General features: G+C 69.8%; 19 protein-coding genes. 11 read left to right on the plus strand and 8 right to left on the minus strand.

Translation table 11 applies throughout. The features are described from left to right. Positions 1 to 27: 27 nt before the first annotated feature. Genes fliP through AC5JJ1_RS20950 form a run of 3 tightly spaced genes read right to left on the minus strand, consistent with a single transcriptional unit; the run spans position 28 to position 1256 of the window. Complete coding sequence (fliP, locus tag AC5JJ1_RS20940) at positions 28 to 735, minus strand: flagellar type III secretion system pore protein FliP (RefSeq protein WP_495787050.1); 708 nt, start codon at positions 733 to 735, stop codon at positions 28 to 30. Further along, on the minus strand, positions 732 to 998 hold the full coding sequence (locus AC5JJ1_RS20945; protein ID WP_495787051.1) for a hypothetical protein: 267 nt from the start codon (positions 996 to 998) through the stop codon (positions 732 to 734). Before AC5JJ1_RS20945 ends, fliP begins: the two co-directional genes overlap by 4 nt. A 24-nt stretch (positions 999 to 1022) precedes the next feature. Beyond that, on the minus strand, positions 1023 to 1256 hold the full coding sequence (locus AC5JJ1_RS20950; RefSeq protein ID WP_495787052.1) for a hypothetical protein: 234 nt from the start codon (positions 1254 to 1256) through the stop codon (positions 1023 to 1025). A 157-nt stretch (positions 1257 to 1413) separates the two neighbouring features. Here AC5JJ1_RS20950 and AC5JJ1_RS20955 point away from each other — a divergent pair, with 157 nt between their 5' ends. From AC5JJ1_RS20955 to alaS, 9 genes are all read left to right on the plus strand, one after another. After that, entirely contained in the window at positions 1414 to 1725 is a 312-nt protein-coding gene (locus tag AC5JJ1_RS20955; RefSeq protein WP_495787053.1) for a flagellar basal body protein, read from the plus strand. A 20-nt stretch (positions 1726 to 1745) separates the two neighbouring features. Beyond that, entirely contained in the window at positions 1746 to 2153 is a 408-nt protein-coding gene (gene flgC, locus AC5JJ1_RS20960) for a flagellar basal body rod protein FlgC (protein WP_495787054.1), read from the plus strand. A gap of 50 nt (positions 2154 to 2203) precedes the next feature. After that, complete coding sequence (gene fliE / locus AC5JJ1_RS20965; RefSeq protein ID WP_495787055.1) at positions 2204 to 2443, plus strand: flagellar hook-basal body complex protein FliE; 240 nt, start codon at positions 2204 to 2206, stop codon at positions 2441 to 2443. A 16-nt stretch (positions 2444 to 2459) separates the two neighbouring features. Further along, positions 2460 to 2732, plus strand: coding sequence for a flagellar biosynthetic protein FliQ (locus AC5JJ1_RS20970; protein WP_495787056.1), 273 nt, complete (start codon positions 2460 to 2462; stop codon positions 2730 to 2732). Further along, a complete protein-coding gene (locus AC5JJ1_RS20975) occupies positions 2729 to 3484 on the plus strand; it encodes a flagellar biosynthetic protein FliR (protein ID WP_495787057.1) in 756 nt (251 codons plus the stop codon). The genes AC5JJ1_RS20970 and AC5JJ1_RS20975 overlap by 4 nt, the downstream gene beginning before the upstream one ends. Before the next feature lie 3 nt (positions 3485 to 3487). Continuing rightward, positions 3488 to 4537 (plus strand): EscU/YscU/HrcU family type III secretion system export apparatus switch protein, encoded by a 1050-nt coding sequence (locus AC5JJ1_RS20980; RefSeq protein WP_495787058.1) that lies wholly within the window; start codon positions 3488 to 3490, stop codon positions 4535 to 4537. Next, positions 4530 to 5945: a hybrid sensor histidine kinase/response regulator gene (locus AC5JJ1_RS20985; RefSeq protein WP_495787059.1), complete on the plus strand. Its 1416-nt coding sequence runs from the start codon at positions 4530 to 4532 to the stop codon at positions 5943 to 5945. The genes AC5JJ1_RS20980 and AC5JJ1_RS20985 overlap by 8 nt, the downstream gene beginning before the upstream one ends. A gap of 156 nt (positions 5946 to 6101) precedes the next feature. Then, positions 6102 to 7157: a recombinase RecA gene (gene recA, locus AC5JJ1_RS20990; RefSeq protein ID WP_495787060.1), complete on the plus strand. Its 1056-nt coding sequence runs from the start codon at positions 6102 to 6104 to the stop codon at positions 7155 to 7157. 97 nt (positions 7158 to 7254) lie between these two features. Beyond that, on the plus strand, positions 7255 to 9903 hold the full coding sequence (gene alaS / locus AC5JJ1_RS20995; RefSeq protein WP_495787061.1) for an alanine--tRNA ligase: 2649 nt from the start codon (positions 7255 to 7257) through the stop codon (positions 9901 to 9903). A gap of 63 nt (positions 9904 to 9966) precedes the next feature. Here alaS and AC5JJ1_RS21000 read toward each other — a convergent pair whose 3' ends face one another. Further along, positions 9967 to 10644 carry a DUF599 domain-containing protein gene (locus AC5JJ1_RS21000; RefSeq protein ID WP_495787062.1) on the minus strand — a complete coding sequence of 226 codons (678 nt, stop codon included), beginning with the start codon at positions 10642 to 10644 and terminating at the stop codon, positions 9967 to 9969. A 70-nt stretch (positions 10645 to 10714) separates the two neighbouring features. Next, positions 10715 to 11926: an NADP-dependent isocitrate dehydrogenase gene (locus AC5JJ1_RS21005; RefSeq protein ID WP_495787063.1), complete on the minus strand. Its 1212-nt coding sequence runs from the start codon at positions 11924 to 11926 to the stop codon at positions 10715 to 10717. A 359-nt stretch (positions 11927 to 12285) separates the two neighbouring features. Between AC5JJ1_RS21005 and AC5JJ1_RS21010 the strand changes: the two genes are divergently transcribed. Then, the gene (locus tag AC5JJ1_RS21010; protein ID WP_495787064.1) at positions 12286 to 12600 is read left to right on the plus strand and encodes an Hpt domain-containing protein; all 315 of its coding nucleotides are present in this window, start codon (positions 12286 to 12288) and stop codon (positions 12598 to 12600) included. Between the two features lie 91 nt (positions 12601 to 12691). On the opposite strand, the gene AC5JJ1_RS21015 is transcribed toward AC5JJ1_RS21010, so the two are convergent. Next, complete coding sequence (locus AC5JJ1_RS21015; RefSeq protein WP_495787065.1) at positions 12692 to 13546, minus strand: substrate-binding periplasmic protein; 855 nt, start codon at positions 13544 to 13546, stop codon at positions 12692 to 12694. Between the two features lie 124 nt (positions 13547 to 13670). Here AC5JJ1_RS21015 and AC5JJ1_RS21020 point away from each other — a divergent pair, with 124 nt between their 5' ends. After that, positions 13671 to 16175 carry a hybrid sensor histidine kinase/response regulator gene (locus tag AC5JJ1_RS21020; protein WP_495787066.1) on the plus strand — a complete coding sequence of 835 codons (2505 nt, stop codon included), beginning with the start codon at positions 13671 to 13673 and terminating at the stop codon, positions 16173 to 16175. A 3-nt stretch (positions 16176 to 16178) separates the two neighbouring features. Here AC5JJ1_RS21020 and AC5JJ1_RS21025 read toward each other — a convergent pair whose 3' ends face one another. Both AC5JJ1_RS21025 and AC5JJ1_RS21030 read right to left on the minus strand, forming a co-directional pair. Continuing rightward, entirely contained in the window at positions 16179 to 16931 is a 753-nt protein-coding gene (locus tag AC5JJ1_RS21025; RefSeq protein WP_495787067.1) for an SDR family oxidoreductase, read from the minus strand. 12 nt (positions 16932 to 16943) lie between these two features. Further along, complete coding sequence (locus tag AC5JJ1_RS21030) at positions 16944 to 17990, minus strand: C-terminal binding protein (protein ID WP_495787068.1); 1047 nt, start codon at positions 17988 to 17990, stop codon at positions 16944 to 16946. Positions 17991 to 18020: the final 30 nt, after the last annotated feature.

The raw sequence follows: 18020 nt of genomic DNA on the forward strand, positions 1-18020 counted from the left end.
CCTCTCGGACGTGCTGACCGCAGCAGCTTACTCCCTTTCAGTGAGGGTCAATAGGACGAAGAAGATCAGCTTGAACGGCAGTGACACGACGTTCGGCGGCAGCATCATCATCCCGAGCGACATCAGCAGGCTCGCCACCACCATTTCGATGACAAGGAAGGGCAGAAAGACCAGGAAACCGATCTCGAAGGCGCGCTTCAGCTCGCCGACGAGGAAAGCAGGCAGCAGGGCACGCCAGGGCAGCTGATCGGGTCGGGCATTCTCCGGCACGGGCGGGAGGTTGGCGAGGTCGAGGAACAGCGCCAGGTCGCCTTCGCGCACTTGGTTGGCCATGAAGCTGCGAAACGGCTCGACGCTGGCGGCGAGGCCTTCGATTTCGCCGATCCGGCCTTCCATCATCGGCACGAGGCCGCTCTGCCAGCTGGCCTCCATGGCCGGCTGCATGACGAACAGGGTCAGGGAGAGGGCAAGGCCGATCAGCACCGGGTTCGGCGGCACGCCCTGGGCGTCGATGGCGCTGCGCAGCAGGGACAGCACGATGGCGATGCGGGTGAAGGCGGTCGCCATCACCAGCAGCGACGGGGCCAGGGATAGCAGGCCGATCAGCCCCGCCAGCTGAACGAGGCGCATCGTAGCGCCGGACTGGCCGCCGGTGCCGAGGTCGATGTTCACGCTCTGCGCCGCAGCCGGCAGGGCGAGGGCCGCGAGCGGCAGCGCTAGGGCGAGGCGGTTCATGCGACTTCACCGCGGGCGGGAAGCCAGCCTAGGACGGCGTCCTGGCTGCCGCCGGTGAGCAGCAGCACCTCCCGTTCGTCGCAGCGGAGGAGGAGGACGCGGCGGCGCGAGTCGAGGGCAAGCACTTCCTGCACCGCAATCCGGCGGTGCGGGCGGGCGGCGAAGGCGCTCCGGCGCAAGCCGCGGGCACCGAAGGCCAGCAACAGCAAGATGGCGGCAAGCGCCCCGGCGGCCTGCAACCATGGTCCGGTCTCGATCGTCATGCGGCATCCTGCCAGCAGGGGGGTTCAGGGCGGAGGCAAGGCGGCGGCGAGGCTTGCGACCTCCTGCGCCAAGGCTTCGAGCGCTGGCCGCAGCTGCCGGGCTCGGTGGCGGGGAAGCTGGCTTACCGTGGCGCAGAGGGTGGCAGCCTCGGTATCGAGGCCGGCAAGATCGATGGACCGGCCGTTCGCGGCGAGGGCGCGCGCCATCACCACGGTGTCGTGCAAGGCTTCGATCGCGGCAAGGGTGGCTTGCGTCATGAAGCAAGTCTGCGCAGCCAGGGGTTAAGGAAGGCTTAGAACCGGGGTTCACGGAAGCTTCGGGATCCGGTGCGCAAAGTCATGGCATGGACCTGACGCGCACACCCACCATCGCCCTGGCGGAACGCCGCATCGGCTGGCTCGAAGAGCGTAGCGGGTGCTGGCGCAGAACATCGCCAACGCCGACACCCCCGGCTACCAGCCGCGCGACGTAGACGGTTTCCGCAAGAGCCTCGCTGGGGCCTTTGGCCTGACGCGGACGAGCGCACTGCATCTCACCGGCAGCGGCGGCGCAGCGCGGGCCAAGCCCGACCGAAGCGCGACGGACCGGGCACCGAACGGCAATGCCGTCTCGCTCGACCGCGAGGCGATGAAGGTGGCCGATGCCGATACGGCGCATGCGCTGGCGACCGGGCTTCATCGGCGCTGGATGGGGCTGTTCCGGACCGCGCTCGGCCGGTCACAGTAAGGCGGCAGGGAGAGCTGATCATGGACCTCGACAGCGCATTGCGGATTTCCGCCGCCGGCATGCAGGCGCAGGCAACCCGCTTGCGCGTGGTGGCGGAGAACCTGGCCAATAAGGAAAGCACCGGCCAGTCGCCGGGGGCTGACCCGTATCGGCGGAAGACGGTCACCTTCGCCAACCGGCTGGACCGCAGCCTCAGGGCGGAGATGGTCCGGGTGCGGCGGATCGGGACGGCGCCGGGGGATTTCCCTCAACTGCACGACCCTTCGCATCCGGCGGCTGATGCGGCCGGCTATGTGAAGCGGCCCAATGTCGACGGCCTTGTCGAGATGATGGACATGCGGGAGGCGCAGCGGAGCTACAGCGCTAATCTTGCGGAGCTCGAGACCACGCGCGGAATGCTGACGCGCACGATTGAGGCGCTGCGCTGATGCCGGGCGCGGTCGCGCCGCTTCAGGCTGCCGCAGCCTATCGTGCGGCCGTGGCGCCAGAGCCTGCGGCGGAGAGCGGCTTCGGCGCGACCTTGCAGCGGGCAGTGGAGGGCGCGGTCGAGATGGGGCGGAGCGCCGACGCGGCGAGCACGCAGGCGCTGCTCGGCCAGGGCAGCGTCTCGGATGTGGTGATGGCGGTGTCGCGGGCGGAACTCGCCTTGCAGACGGCGGTGGCGCTGCGGGACCGGGTGGTGTCCGCCTACCAGGACGTGATGCGGATGCCGATCTGACGCGGGAGGCGTTGAGGTGGACAACCAGTCCGTGCTGGCGGTGCGGGAAGCGCTGTGGATGGCGCTGCATCTGGCCGGCCCGCCCTTGCTGGCGATGCTGGCGATCGGCCTGGCGGTGTCCGTCGTTCAGGCACTGACCCAGGTGCAGGAGCCGACACTGGCTTTCCTGCCGAAGCTGGTCGTGCTCGGGCTGGTCCTGCTGATGCTTGGTCCGGCCATGGCGGGAGCGATGCGCGGATATGCGGCCTCGCTTTTCGATCGGATGATTGCCATCGGCGGGCAGCCATGATGCTGGAGGCGCTGCCTGGCCTGGCCTTCGGGGCCATGCTGCTGGTGGCGCGGCTCGGCGGGGCCATGCTGCTGCTGCCAGGGCTTGGGGAACAGGACGTGCCGGCCGGCATTCGCCTTGCGCTTCTGCTCGCGCTGGTGGCGGTCCTGCTCCCAGGCCTGGCGCCTGGGCTGCCGCCATTGCCAGCGGAACTGCCTGAGCTGCTGCGCCTGATGCTGACGGAGATGGTAGTCGGCCTCTGGCTTGGGATGCTGGCGCGGCTGGTCGCGCTCGCGCTTGGGCAAGCCGGGCAGGTGGTGGGTTTGATGGTCGGGCTCGCCAGTCCCTTGCAGACGGATCCAGTGCTTGGGGCGCAGTCCCTGGCAACCGGCCGCCTCTTTGCCTTGCTGGCGGCGGTGCTCGTCTTGTCGACGGGGCTCTATGCGCTGCCCTTGCAGGCGCTTGCGGACAGTTATTCGGCCTTGCCGCCCGGGGCGCCCTTGCCGCTCGGGCGCGGTGCGGAAGCGGTGGCGCAGGCGGTGGCGGAGAGCCTGGCGCTCGCGCTGCGCCTGGCCGGGCCCTTGGTGCTGGCGGCGATGCTCGGGAATCTCGGGCTTGGCCTGCTGGCGCGGGTGGCGCCGAAGGTGCAGGTCTTCACCATGGCGGCGCCGGGGCAGATCCTGGTGGGGCTGCTGCTGCTCCGCTTGATGCTGCCGGCCATGATGGCGGTCTGGCTGGAGGTCGCCCGCGTTTCCCTAACCCTGGTCGGTTAGGCGATGGCGGAAGGGGACTCGACATCCGCCGAGGACCGGACGGAAGCGCCGACGCAACGGCGGCTCCATCGGGCGCGGGAGGAAGGGCAGTCGCCGCTGTCGCGGGAGGCGGTTGGCTTCGCCACCCTGCTAGCAGGGACGCTGGCGGCATTCCTGGCGCTGCCTCCGCTCGGGACTGAGTGGCTGCGGCTGATGCGCGCCCTGTTGGAGATGCCGGGGGAGGGAGCGGTCCTCGCGCCGGCCCTGCTGAAGCAGTCCGCGCTCACCCTCCTGCCGGTGCTCGGGCTGGTGACGCTGGCGGCAGCCTTGGCGAGCTTGGCGCAGACCGGGGGCGTGCTGCGGCTGGAGGCCCTGGCGCCGCAACTCGAGCGGCTCAGCCCGGCCGCGGGCCTGAAGCGGCTTCTTGGGACGGACGGGCTGGCGGAGCTGGCGCGTACCCTGGTGAAGCTGGTTCTGATCGGGGACGCGCTCTGGCAGGCGATGGACCTGTCGGTGTTGCAGACAGCTTTGCACCAGCCGACTGCCATGCTTCTCAGCGAGGTCGGTCGGGGCGGCTTGCGGCTGGCGGTTGTGGCGCTCTTCGTCTTCGGGGCGATTGCGCTGCTGGACCTGCTTTGGGTGCGCTGGCGCCATCTGCGGCGGATGCGGATGAGCCGCGAGGAACTGCGGCAGGAATACCGGGAGAGCGAGGGCGATCCGCACATCAAGGGGCGGCTACGGCAAATCCGCGAGCAGAGGGCACGGCGGCGGATGCTGGCGGCGGTGCAGAAAGCAACGGATGTCGTAACGAACCTAACTCATTACGCTGCCGCTCTTTCTTATGCATCGGGGCAGCTTTCGGCGCCGAAGATGGTGGCGAAGGGGGTGGATGCCATGGCAGCGCGAATCCGGGTCGCGGCAGCCGAGCACGGCGTGCCGATCGTCGAGAACCCGCCGCTGGCCCGGGCACTCTGGCGGATGGAGGTGGATAGCGAGATCCCGGCCGAGCATTGGCAGGCCGTCGCCGAGATCATTGCCTATGTCTGGCGGATGCAGGGCCAGCGTCATGGCTGAGCCGCAGGCCGACCTCCAGGCAGCGTTCCGGACCCTCTTCGCCGCGGCGCCGGAGGGGCTGGCGCTGCTCGACCCGGGAGGGGTGGTCGTTGCCGCGAATCCGATGCTTGTGCGGATGGCGGGAATGAGGATCGAGCCCGGCTGGCCGGCGACCAGGCTGGTCGCGGCGGCGGATCGGCCGGCGCTTGTGGCGCTTCTGGCGGGCGTTGGTACGGCTAGCTTGCGCGCCTCGCCGCCTGCGGGTGGCGATGCCGAATGGGACCTCATGGCCGAGACCCTGCCGCATGGGGAGACGCTGCTGCGGGTCGTCGACCGCAGCGCCGAGCGGCGGGTCGAGACGCGGCTGGCGGCGACGGGGCGGCTGGAGCTGCTCGGGCGCCTCACTGGTGGGGTGGTGCACGACATCAACAACCTGCTGGCGGCCATCCGAGGCAGTGCGGATGCAATGCGTGCCGAGGGTTTGTCGCCGGCGGCCTTGGCGGAGTTGCAGGGAATCGAGGACGCGGCACGCCGGGGTTCGGCGATGGTCGGCGAGCTTCTGGCTTTCCTTCGGCCCGGGCGGGTTGCGCCGGGGCTGCTGGGGCTCGATGCCGCGGTCGAGGCGCTCGCCCTCATGCTGCGGCGGCTCCTGCGAGCGGGCGTTCGGCTGGAGCTGGAGCTGGATGCCCCTGAGGCGAAGGTCCGGCTCGGGGCGGTCCAGCTGGATCAGCTGCTGCTGAACCTGGCGGCGAATGCGGGGGAAGCGATGCCGGATGGGGGCCGCCTCGGCATCGTCACGCGGCAGGCGAGGGGCGAGGTGGTGCTGGAGGTGCGGGATACCGGGCGGGGCATATCGCCGGAGGCGCTGCCGCGGCTCTTCGAGCGGTTCTTCACCACGCGGGAGGCCGAAGGCGGTACCGGCCTCGGCCTGGCGACGGTCCGGGATATCGTCACCGAAGCGAACGGACGGGTTGCGGTGGAGAGCGAGCCGGGCCGGGGCTCCTGTTTCCGCATCTATCTGCCTTGCGTCCAGGTGGAGGCGCCGGGACCGGTTGCAGCGGAGCAGGGGCCGGTGCTGCTGGTCGAGGACGAAATGGTGCTGCGGCGGCTGGCGGAGCGGCTGCTCGAACGCACGGGGCATGCGCTGCTGCTCGCCGAGAGTGTCGAGGGGGCGCTCGACCTACTGGAACAGGCGCCGGCGCCGGGGATGCTGGTGAGCGACATCGCCCTTCCGGGCATGGACGGGCTGGAGCTGGCGCGGCGGCTGCGTCACCGCTGGCCGGGGCTGCCGGTGGTGCTGACCTCCGGTTATGTCGGCTTGCGGGAGGAGTTGGCGGCCGAGGGCTTCCAGCTGCTGGCCAAGCCTTACACCCCGGCCGAGCTGCTGGCGGCGCTGGCGGCGGCGCACCGGCAGCCCGTCGCGGCGTGATGATGTTTTCCAAATGTTCTTGTTTTCAGGCGACGCCATGCCCATACTCTGGGGGTGCCATCGCGGGGCGGTGGCGTTAGTTTCGATCCTGTTTCATTCCAAGCTCTTTGTGTGTAGCGTGGGCGGGTGAACCGGGGCCAGGACGGGAAAGCCAGAATGGATAAGGGAAAGGCGCTCGACGCCGCGCTCAGCCAGATCGAGCGGGCCTTCGGCAAGGGGTCCATCATGAAGATGGGCGCTCGCCAGGCCATGGATGGCGATATCGAGGTGATTTCGACCGGCTCGCTCGGCCTGGATATCGCGCTCGGCATCGGCGGCGTGCCGAAGGGCCGCATCATCGAGATCTACGGGCCGGAAAGCTCGGGCAAGACCACGCTTGCGCTGCACATGATCGCGGAGGCCCAGAAGAAGGGCGGCACCTGCGCCTTCATCGATGCGGAGCATGCGCTCGACCCAGGCTATGCCAAGAAGCTCGGCGTCGATATCGACAACCTGCTGATCAGCCAGCCGGATGCCGGCGAGCAGGCGCTCGAGATCTGCGACACGCTGGTGCGGTCGGGCGCGATCGACGTGCTGGTGGTCGACAGTGTGGCCGCCCTGGTGCCGCGGGCCGAGCTCGAGGGCGAGATGGGTGACAGCCATGTCGGCCTGCATGCCCGGCTGATGTCCCAGGCGCTGCGCAAGCTGACGGGCACCGTTTCCCGCTCGAACTGCCTGCTGATCTTCCTGAACCAGATCCGGCTCAAGATCGGCGTCATGTTCGGCAACCCGGAGACGACGACGGGCGGCAACGCGCTGAAGTTCTATGCCTCCATCCGCATGGAGATCCGCCGTATCGGCGCCATCAAGGACCGGGAGAGCGTGGTCGGCAACCAGACCCGGGTGAAGGTGGTGAAGAACAAGATGGCGCCGCCGTTCCGACAGGTCGAGTTCGACATCATGTATGGCGAGGGCATCTCCAAGGTCGGCGAGCTGGTCGATCTCGGCGTGAAGGCCGGCGTCGTCGAGAAGTCGGGCGCCTGGTTCAGTGCCGAGGGCCAGCGCATCGGCCAGGGCCGGGAGAATGCCAAGCAGTTCCTCCGGGACAACCCGGCCATGGGCGCTTCCATCGAGGCCAAGGTGCGGGGCCAGGCCGGCATCGTCGCCAATGCCATGCTGACGGGCGAGAGCGAGTCGGCGGAGAGCGAGGACGAGGCGGCGCCGGCCGAGTAAGCCGGCGCCTCTCGACGCCTCCTGCCCTGCGCGGTAGGAGGCGTCGAGGCCCCGCGGCCGGGATGCGGCGGGGCGGCAGACAGGACCGGCACCGGCGATGACCAGCAGCAACGATATCCGCGCGACCTTCCTCGGCTATTTCGCCCGCAACGGGCATCAGGTGGTCGAAAGCTCCCCGCTGGTGCCGCGGAACGACCCGACGCTGATGTTCGCCAACAGCGGCATGGTCCAGTTCAAGAACGTCTTCACTGGCCAGGAGAGGCGGGCCTATAGCCGGGCCACGACGGCGCAGAAATGCGTCCGCGCCGGCGGCAAGCACAACGATCTCGATAATGTCGGCTATACGGCTCGGCACCATACCTTCTTCGAGATGCTGGGGAATTTCTCCTTCGGCGACTACTTCAAGGAACAGGCGATCGCCCATGCCTGGGAGCTGCTGACCCGGGACTTTGGCCTGCCGAAGGAGAAGCTGCTCGTCACCGTCTTCTCGGAGGATGAGGAGGCGCCGGTCTACTGGAAGAAGATCGCCGGGCTGCCGGACAGCCGGATCATCCGTATCCCGACCAGCGACAATTTCTGGCGCATGGGGGATACCGGGCCCTGCGGGCCGTGCTCCGAGATCTTCTACGACCATGGCGAGCATATCCCGGGCGGGCCGCCGGGCAGTCCGGGGGAGGACGGCGACCGGTTCATCGAGATCTGGAACCTCGTCTTCATGCAGTTCGAGGAGGGGCCGCCCGGCACCCGCGTGCCGCTGCCGCGGCCCTCGATCGACACCGGCATGGGGCTGGAGCGCTTCGCCGCCATCCTGCAGGGCAAGCACGACAACTACGACACTGATACGCTCAGGGCGCTGATCCTCGCCTCGGCGGAGGCGACCGGCACGGACCCGGACGGGCGGTGGAAGACCAGCCATCGCGTGGTCGCCGACCATCTGCGGGCCGGCACCTTCCTGATGGCGGATGGCGTCATGCCCTCCAACGAGGGACGGGGCTATGTGCTGCGGCGCATCCTGCGGCGGGCCATGCGGCATGCGCATATGATGGGCTCGCGGGAGCCGCTGCTGAACCGGCTGGTGCCGGCCCTGATCCGGCAGATGGGGGCCGCCTACCCCGAGATCGTGCGCGCTGAGGCGCTGGTCACCGAGACCTTCAAGTTGGAGGAGACGCGCTTCCGCAGCCTGCTCGAGCGCGGGCTCGGCCTGCTGGCGGAGGAGAGCGCGAGGCTCGGCGAGGGCGGCGTGCTGCCGGGCGAAGTAGCGTTCCGGCTCTACGACACCTATGGCTTCCCGCTCGACCTGACGCAGGACGCGCTGCGGGCCGAGGGGCGCGGCGTCGATGTCGCCGGCTTCGAGGCAGCGATGGCGGAGCAGCGGCGCCGTGCGCGCGCCGCCTGGGCCGGCAGCGGCGAGGCGGCGACGGATGCCGTTTGGTTCGACATCAAGGAGCGGGTCGGGGCCAGCGAGTTCCTCGGCTACAGCACGGAAAGCGCGGAGGGCGAGATCCTCGCCGTCATCGCCGACGGCCGGCCGGTGGAGGGCGCCGGGCCTGGGATGGAGGTCGCCGTCGTCCTCAATCAGACGCCCTTCTATGCCGAGAGCGGCGGCCAGGTCGGCGATGCCGGACTGATCTCGGCGGGCGAGGCCTGCCGGATCGTCGTGCGCGATACCCAAAAGAAGCTGGGCGACCTCTTCGTCCACTACGGCACGGTGGCGCATGGCGAGGCGCGGCCGGGGCTCGCTGTGCTGGCTGAGGTGGACCATGCGCGGCGGGGCGCGATCCGCGCGCATCACAGCGCGACGCACCTGCTGCACGAGGCGCTGCGGCGGCGGCTCGGCAGCCATGTGGCGCAGAAGGGCTCGCTCAACGCGCCGGACCGGCTGCGCTTCGACGTCTCCCAGCCGACGCCAATGACGGCGGAGGACATCGCCTGGGCCGAGGCGGAGGTGAATGCCCGTGTCCGCGAGAATGCCGAGGTGACGACGCGGCTGATGACGCCGGAACAGGCGGTCGGCGTCGGCGCCATGGCGCTGTTCGGCGAGAAATACGGCGATGAGGTCCGGGTCGTCGGCATGGGGCATGACCCGGCGGCGACCGAGAAGCAGGGCGTCTACTCGCTCGAGCTTTGCGGCGGCACGCATGTGCGGCGGACGGGCGATATCGGGTTGTTCAAGATCGTCTCCGAGGGGGCGGTCTCCGCCGGCGTCCGGCGGGTCGAGGCGGTAACGGGGGAGGCGGCGCTGGCCCTTGTTGAGGATCAGGCGCGGCAGCTCACGGAGACGGCGCAGGCGCTGCGCGTCGCACCGGCGGAGGTGCCGGCCCGGGTCGCGGCCCTGGTCGAGGAGCGGCGGCGGCTGGAGCGCGAGGTCAGCGAGTTGCGGAAGAAGCTGGCGACGGGCGGGGCGGCGGCCGAGGCCGAAAGCATTGGCGGGCTGCGCGTGGCGCTGCGCAACCTGGGCGACATCCCGGCGCGCGACCTGAAGGGCGTGGCCGAGGCCATCCTCAAGGGCGGCACGGCGGATGTGGCGGCGCTGGTCTCCACCGCGGAGGGCAAGGCGAGCATCGTCGTCGGGCTCGGCGATGCGGCGCGGGGCAAGGCGGATGCGGTGTCCCTGGTGCGGGCGGCGAGCGCGGCGGCCGGCGGCAAGGGCGGCGGCGGAAGGCCGGAGATGGCGCAGGCGGGCGGGCCGGATGCGGGTTTGGCCGATGCGGCATTGGACGCCGTCAGGGCCGCACTGGCCGGTTGAGGAGGGCGCTGCCCTCCTCAAGCTCCTCCCGCCAAGGGCCGCAGGGCCCTTGGAGCCCTTGAGTCAGCTGCGCAAAGCCTCCCGGACCACCGAGCGGAATTCGCGGCGGTAGAGCTCGCGGACCACCAGCAGGCTGGCCAGGATCAGGGCCAAGGGGTGCAGGATCCAGGCCAGCGCCGCCAGGCCGAAGTAATAGGCGCGGAGGCCGCTGTTGAAATGGCCGGCGGCACGATTGGCGACCTTGGCCGCGACCTCCGCCTGGAGCGGGCGCGCCTCGTCCGCCTCATCATGCGAAATGCCGCCCATGACGATTGAGCAGTAGTTGAACTGCCGGAGCGCCCAGGTCAGCTCGAAGAAGGCGCGGACGAAGATCAGCAGCAGCAGCGCGATCTTCATCTCCCAGGCGGCCGGATCGGGCGCAGTGGCGAAGGGCAGCGCGCCGAAGACCCGGGCGCCGAGCTCGGGGCTCCCCAGCAACGCCACCAGGCCGCCGAGGATGAAGATGGCGGTATTGGCGAGGAAGCTGGTGCTGTTCATCAGGTTGCCGATGATGTTCGTGTCCATGATGCGGTTGTCCCGCGTCACCAACACGCGCATCCAGCGCCGGCGGTGCTCGTCCATGGCCGCGATCACGCTGCGGCGGCGAAGCGCTGGGTGACGGTCCACCAGCCCGGAATAGGCGGCCCAGCAGGCGAGGAAGATGGCCAGCGCCAGCCAGTCGAGCGGGGTCAGGGAGTGCATGCGGTCGATATAGCGCACAAAAAAGGCGGGCCGTTGCGGGCCCGCCCTCGGTCGATGGATGCAGGAGGGCTCAGCCCATGGCCTTCTTCAGGTTCTCGTCGATCTTAGCGAGGAAGGCCTGGGTGTTCAGCCAGGGCTGGTCCTTGCCGATGAGGATGGCGAGGTCCTTGGTCATGGAGCCGCTCTCGACGGTCTCGATGCAGACCCGCTCCAGCGTTTCGGCGAAGCCGGTCACGTCCGGCGTGTTGTCGAACTTGCCGCGATAGGCGAGACCCCGAGTCCAGGCAAAGATCGAGGCGATCGGGTTGGTGCTGGTCTCGCGGCCCTTCTGGTGCTCACGGTAGTGGCGCGTGACCGTGCCGTGCGCCGCCTCGGACTCCACGGTGTTGCCGTCGGGCGAGAGCAGGACGGAGGTCATCAGCCCGAGCGAGCCGAAGCCCTGCGCCACGATGTCCGACTGCACGTCGCCGTCGTAGTTCTTGCAGGCCCAGATATAGCCGCCCTCCCACTTCAGCGCGGAGGCGACCATGTCGTCGATCAGCCGGTCCTCGTAGGTCAGGCCGCGCTTCTCGAACTCCGCCTTGAACTCGGCGTCGTAGATGGCACGGAAGATGTCCTTGAAGTTGCCGTCATAGGCCTTGAGGATCGTGTTCTTGTGGCTGAAATAGACCGAGTAGTTGCGCGCCAGGCCGTAGTTGAAGCTGGCGCGGGCGAAGCCCTCGATCGACGTGTTCAGGTTGTGCTGCATCATGGCGACGCCGCCCGCCTTGAAGGCGAACTCGCCGACCTCGTGCGCCTGGCCGTCGGCGCCGGTATAGACCATCTTCACGGTCCCCGGGCCGGGCACCTTCATCTCGACGGCGCGGTAGATGTCGCCATAGGCATGGCGGCCGACGACGATCGGCTTCGACCAGTGCGGCACCAAGCGAGGCACGTTCCTGCAAATGATCGGCTCGCGGAAGATGGTGCCGTCGAGGATGTTGCGGATGGTGCCGTTCGGGCTGCGCCACATCTTCTTCAGGCCGAACTCCTTCACCCGCGCCTCGTCCGGGGTGATGGTCGCGCATTTCACGCCGACGCCGTACTGCTTGATGGCATTGGCGGAATCGACCGTTACTTGGTCATCGGTCTGGTCGCGGTACTCGATGCCGAGGTCGTAGTACTTCAGGTCCACATCCAGGTAGGGGAGGATGAGCTTCTCCTTGATGAACCCCCAGATGATGCGGGTCATCTCGTCCCCGTCGAGCTCGACGACGGGAGTCTTCACCTGGATCTTGGCCATGCTGTCCTCGATGGTCTCCCGCGCAAGGCGCCGCGGGGTGTTAGGGCGGCGGGAACATCGCACCCGGCCCGCCTGCCGGCAAGCCCGCCGGCCGGACCAGGTTCGTTTCAGTGTCAACACACTTGTTGGTAGTGACGATTTCGTGTTTAATCGCGTGCCGCGTGTTGAATGGTCATCGGGACGCCGTGCCGGGATAGGGTGCCCTCGCTTTTCGGCATCCCGGCGCGAACCCGAGGCGGCATCGGGAGTTCTGGGGTCCGGTGCCTGCGCCGGGCCTTCCGGTTGGAGGTACGCGCATGCTCGATCGAAGCCAGGGCACAACCCAAGCCGGCTTCCAGCCCGGCCGGGAAATTGCCGCCATGCCGAACGACCAAGCCTTCCTCGCCGCCCGCCACGGCCCCGTGCTAGCCAGCCTCTGCGCCGATGAGCTACGGGAGCGGCATCCGCGCATCCAGGCCGCCGCCGCGGCCGGGGATGTCCGTACCGTGCTGACGGAGGCTCATGCGCTGCGGGGCGTCGCCGCCAATTTCGGTCTCGGCGTGCTGGCCGAGGATCTGCTGGTGGTGGAGACGGCGGCGCGCCGGCAGGACGCCGACGGGATGCACGGCGCGCTCGGCCGGTTGCCGGGCGAGGTGGCGAAGGCGCTGGCGGCGCTCGGCCAGGCCAGCTCCTGATCCTTCGCCACCGAGGCGGGGGTCGTCCTCCTGCCTCTAGCCCGTCCGCCGTTGCGGCCCCTGGCGGTCACGCCGCCGGGCAAGCGGATGGTCAGTAGACCAGGGCGGCAGCCAGCCCATGCCGCGCGCCGGCGCGGGCCAGCGTGCCGTCGACCTTGGCGATGGTGAGGAAGCCATTCACCTCGGCGAGCCAAGGCGCATCGCCGCGTGGCACGGCATAAGCGTAAAGGGCCTCGCCGAAGCGGTCGGGCGGCTCGATCACCCGGGCCCAGCCATGCACCGCCAGCATGCGGCGGGTATAGGGATAGTCGCTCATGAAGAGGTCGGCGCGGCCGGCCTGGACCTCGGATTCAAGGGTGCGGGGCGGGCGGACGACCAGCAGCTCCGCCGCCTTCAGGCTGCGGCGCATCAGCGGCTCCATCAGCGTGCCGGCGGCGACGGCGACCACGGTGCCGACGGTGTCGAGGTCGTCCCAGCGGGTGATGCGGTTGCTCTCGCGCGTCGTCACCGCATAGACGGCGCTGGTCATGTAGGGCTTGGAGAAGGCGACGCGTTGCTGGCGGGCGGCCGAGATGCCGACGCCCATCATGGCGATGTCGCAGGCGCCGGCCTCGAGCTTGTCCAGGAACTCGGCGAAATTGGTGTCGAGAAAGCGCGGCTGCACCAGCAGGCGGTTGGCCAGGGCCCGCGCCATGTCGATGTCGAGCCCCTCCAGCTCGCTGTTGCGCGGGTTGCGGTAGCTGACCGCGAAGTAGTCTGGCCAGATGCAGACCGCGAGCTCGCCCCGGCTGCGGATGAGGGCAAGCCGGTCGGGCGGGGCCGGCGGCTCGGCGGACAGGGCGGCGGGGCGGGGCGGGGCGGCTGCCGCGGCGGGCGGCCGGGCGGCGGACGGGGCGCCGGCCCGGGCCGGGGGCTGGGTCTGCGCCTGCCCTTGGGCCCCATTCATCTCGAAAAACAATACCGATAGTGCAATAAGGGATGCCGCAATGCACCCTTTCGTCAAACTGGACGCACTCATCCGCCGGTCCCTTCGTCTTGGTGCCCCCAAGCCGGCGGAGCCGCGGCCGTGGTTGCTGTTCGGCGCGGCGGTTGCCCTGGTCGCCGCCTGCCTCACCGTGATTTACGGCATCGTCCTCCAGCGGGGCCAGCAGGATGCGCTGGCCGAGGCGGAGAAGCTCACCCAGAGCGTCGCCGCAGCCCTCTCCGACCAGCTCACCCGGGCGACGCAGACCGTCGAGCTGATCCTGAACGACCTCGCCGAAAGCCCGCGGGAGGCAAGCCCGGCCGGCTTCGCCGAGACCATGTCCAACCGGCTGCGCGACCTGGCGCAGATCCGGGCGCTGGTGGTGACGGACGCGGCCGGGCGGGTGACGCAGGCGACGGTCGATCAGCTGCGCGAGCTGACGGTCGGGGAGCGCGAGTGGTTCCGGGTGCTGCGCTTCGGCGGGCAGCCGATCCGGCTCGGGGCGCCGGAGGCGGGGCGCTATCTCGGCACGGGACAGGCGGCGATCCTCGAGAGCCGGCTCTGGACCATCCCGCTGGCCCGGGCCCTGCGCTCGCCGCGCGGGGAGTTCGAGGGGGCGGCGGTGGCGCTGCTCAACCCCGACTACTTCAACGGCGTCTCGCGCCGCTATGCGGAGGCCTTCGGGGTCACGGTGCGGCTGCATTCGACGAACGGACAGCTCCTCACCCGCTCGGATGGCAGCACCCACGGGGTCGGGCAGCTCCATTCCAGCGCCTGGCTGTTCCGCGACTTCCTGCCGCGGCGGGAGCTCGGCACCTTCCATGGGCTCGACCAGGACGGCAGGCCGGTGATCGCCAGCTTCGCGGTGACGCGGCAGGGCAGCTTCGTCGTCGAGGTGGCGCGGGCGCGGGGGGATGCCTTCGCCGCGCTCCGCCAGCTGGGGCTGGTGCTGGGCGGCGGCGTCGGGGCGGCGGCGGTCGCCACGCTGGCGGCACTCTGGATGATGGTGCGGCTCGCCGAGAAGCTGCAGCGCCAGGGCAGCCGGCTGGCGCGCAGCGAGCAGGAGGCGGTCGCCGCCAGCCGGGCGAAGGAGGACTTCCTTGCCGCCATGAGCCATGAGATCCGCACGCCGATGAACGGCGTCATCGGCATGTCGAGCCTGCTGCTCGACACCGAGCTGGACCCGGTGCAGCGGCGCTATGCGCAGACCATCGCCGGCTCGGCGGAGCACCTGCTGATGGTGCTGAACGACATCCTCGACTTCTCGAAGCTCGAGGCGGGGATGATGGAGCGGGAGGAGGTGCCCTTCAACATCGAGGCGGAGCTGTCCACCATCGTCGAGCTCTTCGCGCCGAAGGTGGCGGCGAGCGGGGTGGAGCTGGTCTGCTCGCTCTCGCCGAGCATGCCGGCGCGGGTGGTGGGCGACCCTGGGCGCTTCCGGCAGCTGCTGTTCAACCTGGTCGGCAATGCGGTGAAGTTCACCGAGGCCGGCTGGATCGAGCTGGGGCTGTCGGCCGAGCGGGAGGAGGATGAGTGGCGCCTCTCCTGCCGGGTGAGCGACACCGGGATCGGGCTGGACCCGGCGACGATCCCGCTGCTCTTCGAGCGCTTCACCCAGGCGGATGCCTCGATCAGCCGGAAATACGGCGGGACGGGGCTGGGCCTCGCCATCTGCCGAAAGCTGGTGGAGGGGATGGGCGGGAGCATCGGCGCGGCGCAGCGGCCGGGCGGCGGCAGCGTCTTCCGCTTCGACCTCCTGGTGGGGATGGCGCCGGAGGCGGCGGGCGAGGCCCGCGAGTCGCGGCCGCTCGCCGGCCGGCGGGTCCTGGTGGTGGACGACCAGGCGCTCAACCGGGAGATCCTGACGCGCCAGCTGATGGTGCTGGGGGCGGAGTCCGCCGCGGTGGAGGCCGGGGCGGCCGCCCTGGCGGCGCTGGCGGACGGGCGGGCGGCGGGACGGCCCTTCGCCGCGGTCCTCATCGATGCCGACCTGCCGGGTGAGGACGGGCCCGACCTGGCGCGGCGGCTTCGGGCCGCAGGCGATGGGTCCGTGGCCGTCATCCTCTGCGCCAATGCCGGCGAGGCCTTGCGCGACCCGCCGGCGGCCGGGCTGGTCGATGCGGTGCTGCTGAAGCCCGCGCTGCCGACGCGCTTCCGCGACGCGCTGGTGCAGGCGCTGGGAGCGGAGGCGGCGCGGCCTGCGCCGGCCGCCGCGCCCGCGATGGAGGCGCTGGGGCTCAAGCTGCTGCTGGTCGAGGACAATGCCACCAACCAGCTCGTTATGCGGACCATCCTGCAACGCGCCGGCTGCAAGGTGGAGGTGGCGCCGGACGGCGCCGAGGCGGTGGCGGTGGCGCGGCGCGAGCCCTTCGATGCGATCCTGATGGACCTGCAGATGCCGGTGATGGACGGGCTGGAGGCGACGCGGCAGATCCGCCGCGGCACCGGGCCGAACCGGCGGACCAGGATCATCGGCCTGACTGCCGCCGTCGGTCCCGTCTTCGAGCAGCAATGCCGGGATGCCGGGATGGACGAGTATCTCGGCAAGCCGGTGAAGCGGGCGGCGCTGCTGGCCCTGCTCGGGATGATCGAGCCGGCCAGGCAGGCCTGAGGCTCAGCCCCGGGCGATCCAGGGCATCTTCGAGGCGGCGATGGTGACGAACTGGATGTTCGCATCCAGCGGCAGGTTCGCCATCATCAGGATGGTGCTGCCGACATGGGCGACGTCGAAGGTGGGCTCCACCTTCATCTCGCCATTCGCCTGCTTCACGCCGCGGGCCATGCGGGCCGTCATCGGCGTCGCGGCATTGCCGATATCGACCTGGCCGCTGACGATGTCGAAGGCGCGGCCGTCCAGCGCCAGCGTCTTGGTCAGGCCGGTGATGGCGTGCTTGGTCGAGGTATAGGCGACGCTGTCCGGCCGCGGCACATGCGCGCTGATGCTGCCGTTGTTGACGATGCGGCCGCCCTGGGGCTGCTGCTGCTTCATGATGCGGAAGGCGGCCTGGGCACAGAGGAAGCTGCCCGTGAGGTTCACCTGGACGACGCGGGCCCAGTCCTCATAGGCAAGATCCTCAATCGGTCCGGCGGGGACGTTGCCGCCGGCATTGTTGAACAGGAAGTCGAGCCGGCCCCAATCGGAGTTCAGCCTGCCGAACAGCGCGTTGACCGATTGCGGATCGCCCACATCGGTGGGGACGGGGATGGCGCGCGGGGCGGCGTCCCCGGCCATCCCGGCCGTCTCCTGCAAGGCGTCCTGGCGGCGGCCGGCAAGCGCGACGGTCCAGCCGCCGCCCAGCAGGGCCAGCGCCGCGGCGCGGCCGACGCCCGATCCCGCGCCGGTGACGACGGCGTATTTCGTGGTCATGCCTGATCCCTCCTAGCTGTTCGGGCCGCGGCCCATGCCGATCGGTTGCCAGCGGCGGAGCGCGGTGTTCTGCAGCACGGCCGGGTTGACGCAGCTCATCGGCCACTTGCCCTGGAGGACGAGGGCCAGCTCGCTGCCGACGCGGCGTTTCCGTGCCTCGTCGAAGCGTGCGGAGGCGGAGGCGACATGGGCGGTCAGCGTCACGTTCTCCATGCGCAGCAGCGGGTTGTTGTGCGAGGGCGGTTCGGTTTCCAGCACGTCGAGGGCGGCGTGGGCGATCCAGCCCTCCTGCAGCGCCTTGATCAGCGCCGACTCGTCCACCGTCGGGCCGCGGCCGGTATTGATGAAGATCGCGGAGGGCTTCATCTGCCGGAAATGCTGCTCCTTCAGCATGTGGTGCACCTCCGGCCGGGCAGGGGCGTGCATGCTGACGAAGTCGGACTGCGTGAGCACCTCGGCGAGCGTCGCCGGCTGCACCCCGTACTCGGAGATCTGCATCTCCTCGACGAAGGGGTCATAGGCCATCATCCTGAGGCCGAAGGGCGCGGCGCGGCGGGCGACGGCGCGGGCGACGCGGCCGAAGGAGATGAAGCCGAGGGTCTGGCCCATCAGCCGGGGGATCTTGAGCAGGGCCGAGCGGCCTTCCTTCCAGCGGCCGTCGCGGACCATCTTGTCCTGCTCGATCAGGCGGCGGAAGCCGGCGAGGAGCAGGGTCATCGCATGGTCCGCGACTTCCTCGATGAAGGTGTCGGGGATATTGGTGACGGGGATGCCGCGCTCCGTCGCCGCCTTCACGTCGACGCTGTCGACGCCAACGGAGCCGAGGGTGATGACCTTGCAGCGCTCCAGGCTGTCGATGATCTCTCGGGTGATCGGAATGCCCTTGGCATAGATGGCATCGGCATCCTTGGCGGCGGCGATGAAGCCGGCGGTATCGGTCGGCGCCTCGACGATCTCGGCATCGAGGCCCTCCAGCGCCTCGCTCTCCAGCGCATAGCCGCCGCCGGCGACGGTGAAGCTGGCGCCGGCCGGCGTGACGATCCTGTATTTGGCCATCATTCCCTCTCTCGCTTGGGCGGACCGATGGAG

It is taken from the genome of Belnapia sp., assembly GCF_059504005.1.

Bases quoted from the DNA above. Each gene is read 5' to 3' on its own strand.
- alaS (WP_495787061.1), top strand. From the start codon at position 7,255: ATGACCAGCAGCAACGATATCCGCGCGACCTTCCTCGGCTATTTCGCC.
- fliP (WP_495787050.1), bottom strand. From the start codon at position 735: ATGAACCGCCTCGCCCTAGCGCTGCCGCTCGCGGCCCTCGCCCTGCCG.
- AC5JJ1_RS21015 (WP_495787065.1), bottom strand. From the start codon at position 13,546: ATGAATGGGGCCCAAGGGCAGGCGCAGACCCAGCCCCCGGCCCGGGCC.
- AC5JJ1_RS20950 (WP_495787052.1), bottom strand. From the start codon at position 1,256: ATGACGCAAGCCACCCTTGCCGCGATCGAAGCCTTGCACGACACCGTG.
- AC5JJ1_RS20980 (WP_495787058.1), top strand. From the start codon at position 3,488: ATGGCGGAAGGGGACTCGACATCCGCCGAGGACCGGACGGAAGCGCCG.
- recA (WP_495787060.1), top strand. From the start codon at position 6,102: ATGGATAAGGGAAAGGCGCTCGACGCCGCGCTCAGCCAGATCGAGCGG.
- AC5JJ1_RS21030 (WP_495787068.1), bottom strand. From the start codon at position 17,990: ATGATGGCCAAATACAGGATCGTCACGCCGGCCGGCGCCAGCTTCACC.
- AC5JJ1_RS20945 (WP_495787051.1), bottom strand. From the start codon at position 998: ATGACGATCGAGACCGGACCATGGTTGCAGGCCGCCGGGGCGCTTGCC.
- AC5JJ1_RS21000 (WP_495787062.1), bottom strand. From the start codon at position 10,644: ATGCACTCCCTGACCCCGCTCGACTGGCTGGCGCTGGCCATCTTCCTC.
- flgC (WP_495787054.1), top strand. From the start codon at position 1,746: ATGGACCTCGACAGCGCATTGCGGATTTCCGCCGCCGGCATGCAGGCG.
- AC5JJ1_RS21010 (WP_495787064.1), top strand. From the start codon at position 12,286: ATGCCGAACGACCAAGCCTTCCTCGCCGCCCGCCACGGCCCCGTGCTA.
- AC5JJ1_RS21005 (WP_495787063.1), bottom strand. From the start codon at position 11,926: ATGGCCAAGATCCAGGTGAAGACTCCCGTCGTCGAGCTCGACGGGGAC.
- AC5JJ1_RS21025 (WP_495787067.1), bottom strand. From the start codon at position 16,931: ATGACCACGAAATACGCCGTCGTCACCGGCGCGGGATCGGGCGTCGGC.
- AC5JJ1_RS20975 (WP_495787057.1), top strand. From the start codon at position 2,729: ATGATGCTGGAGGCGCTGCCTGGCCTGGCCTTCGGGGCCATGCTGCTG.
- AC5JJ1_RS20985 (WP_495787059.1), top strand. From the start codon at position 4,530: ATGGCTGAGCCGCAGGCCGACCTCCAGGCAGCGTTCCGGACCCTCTTC.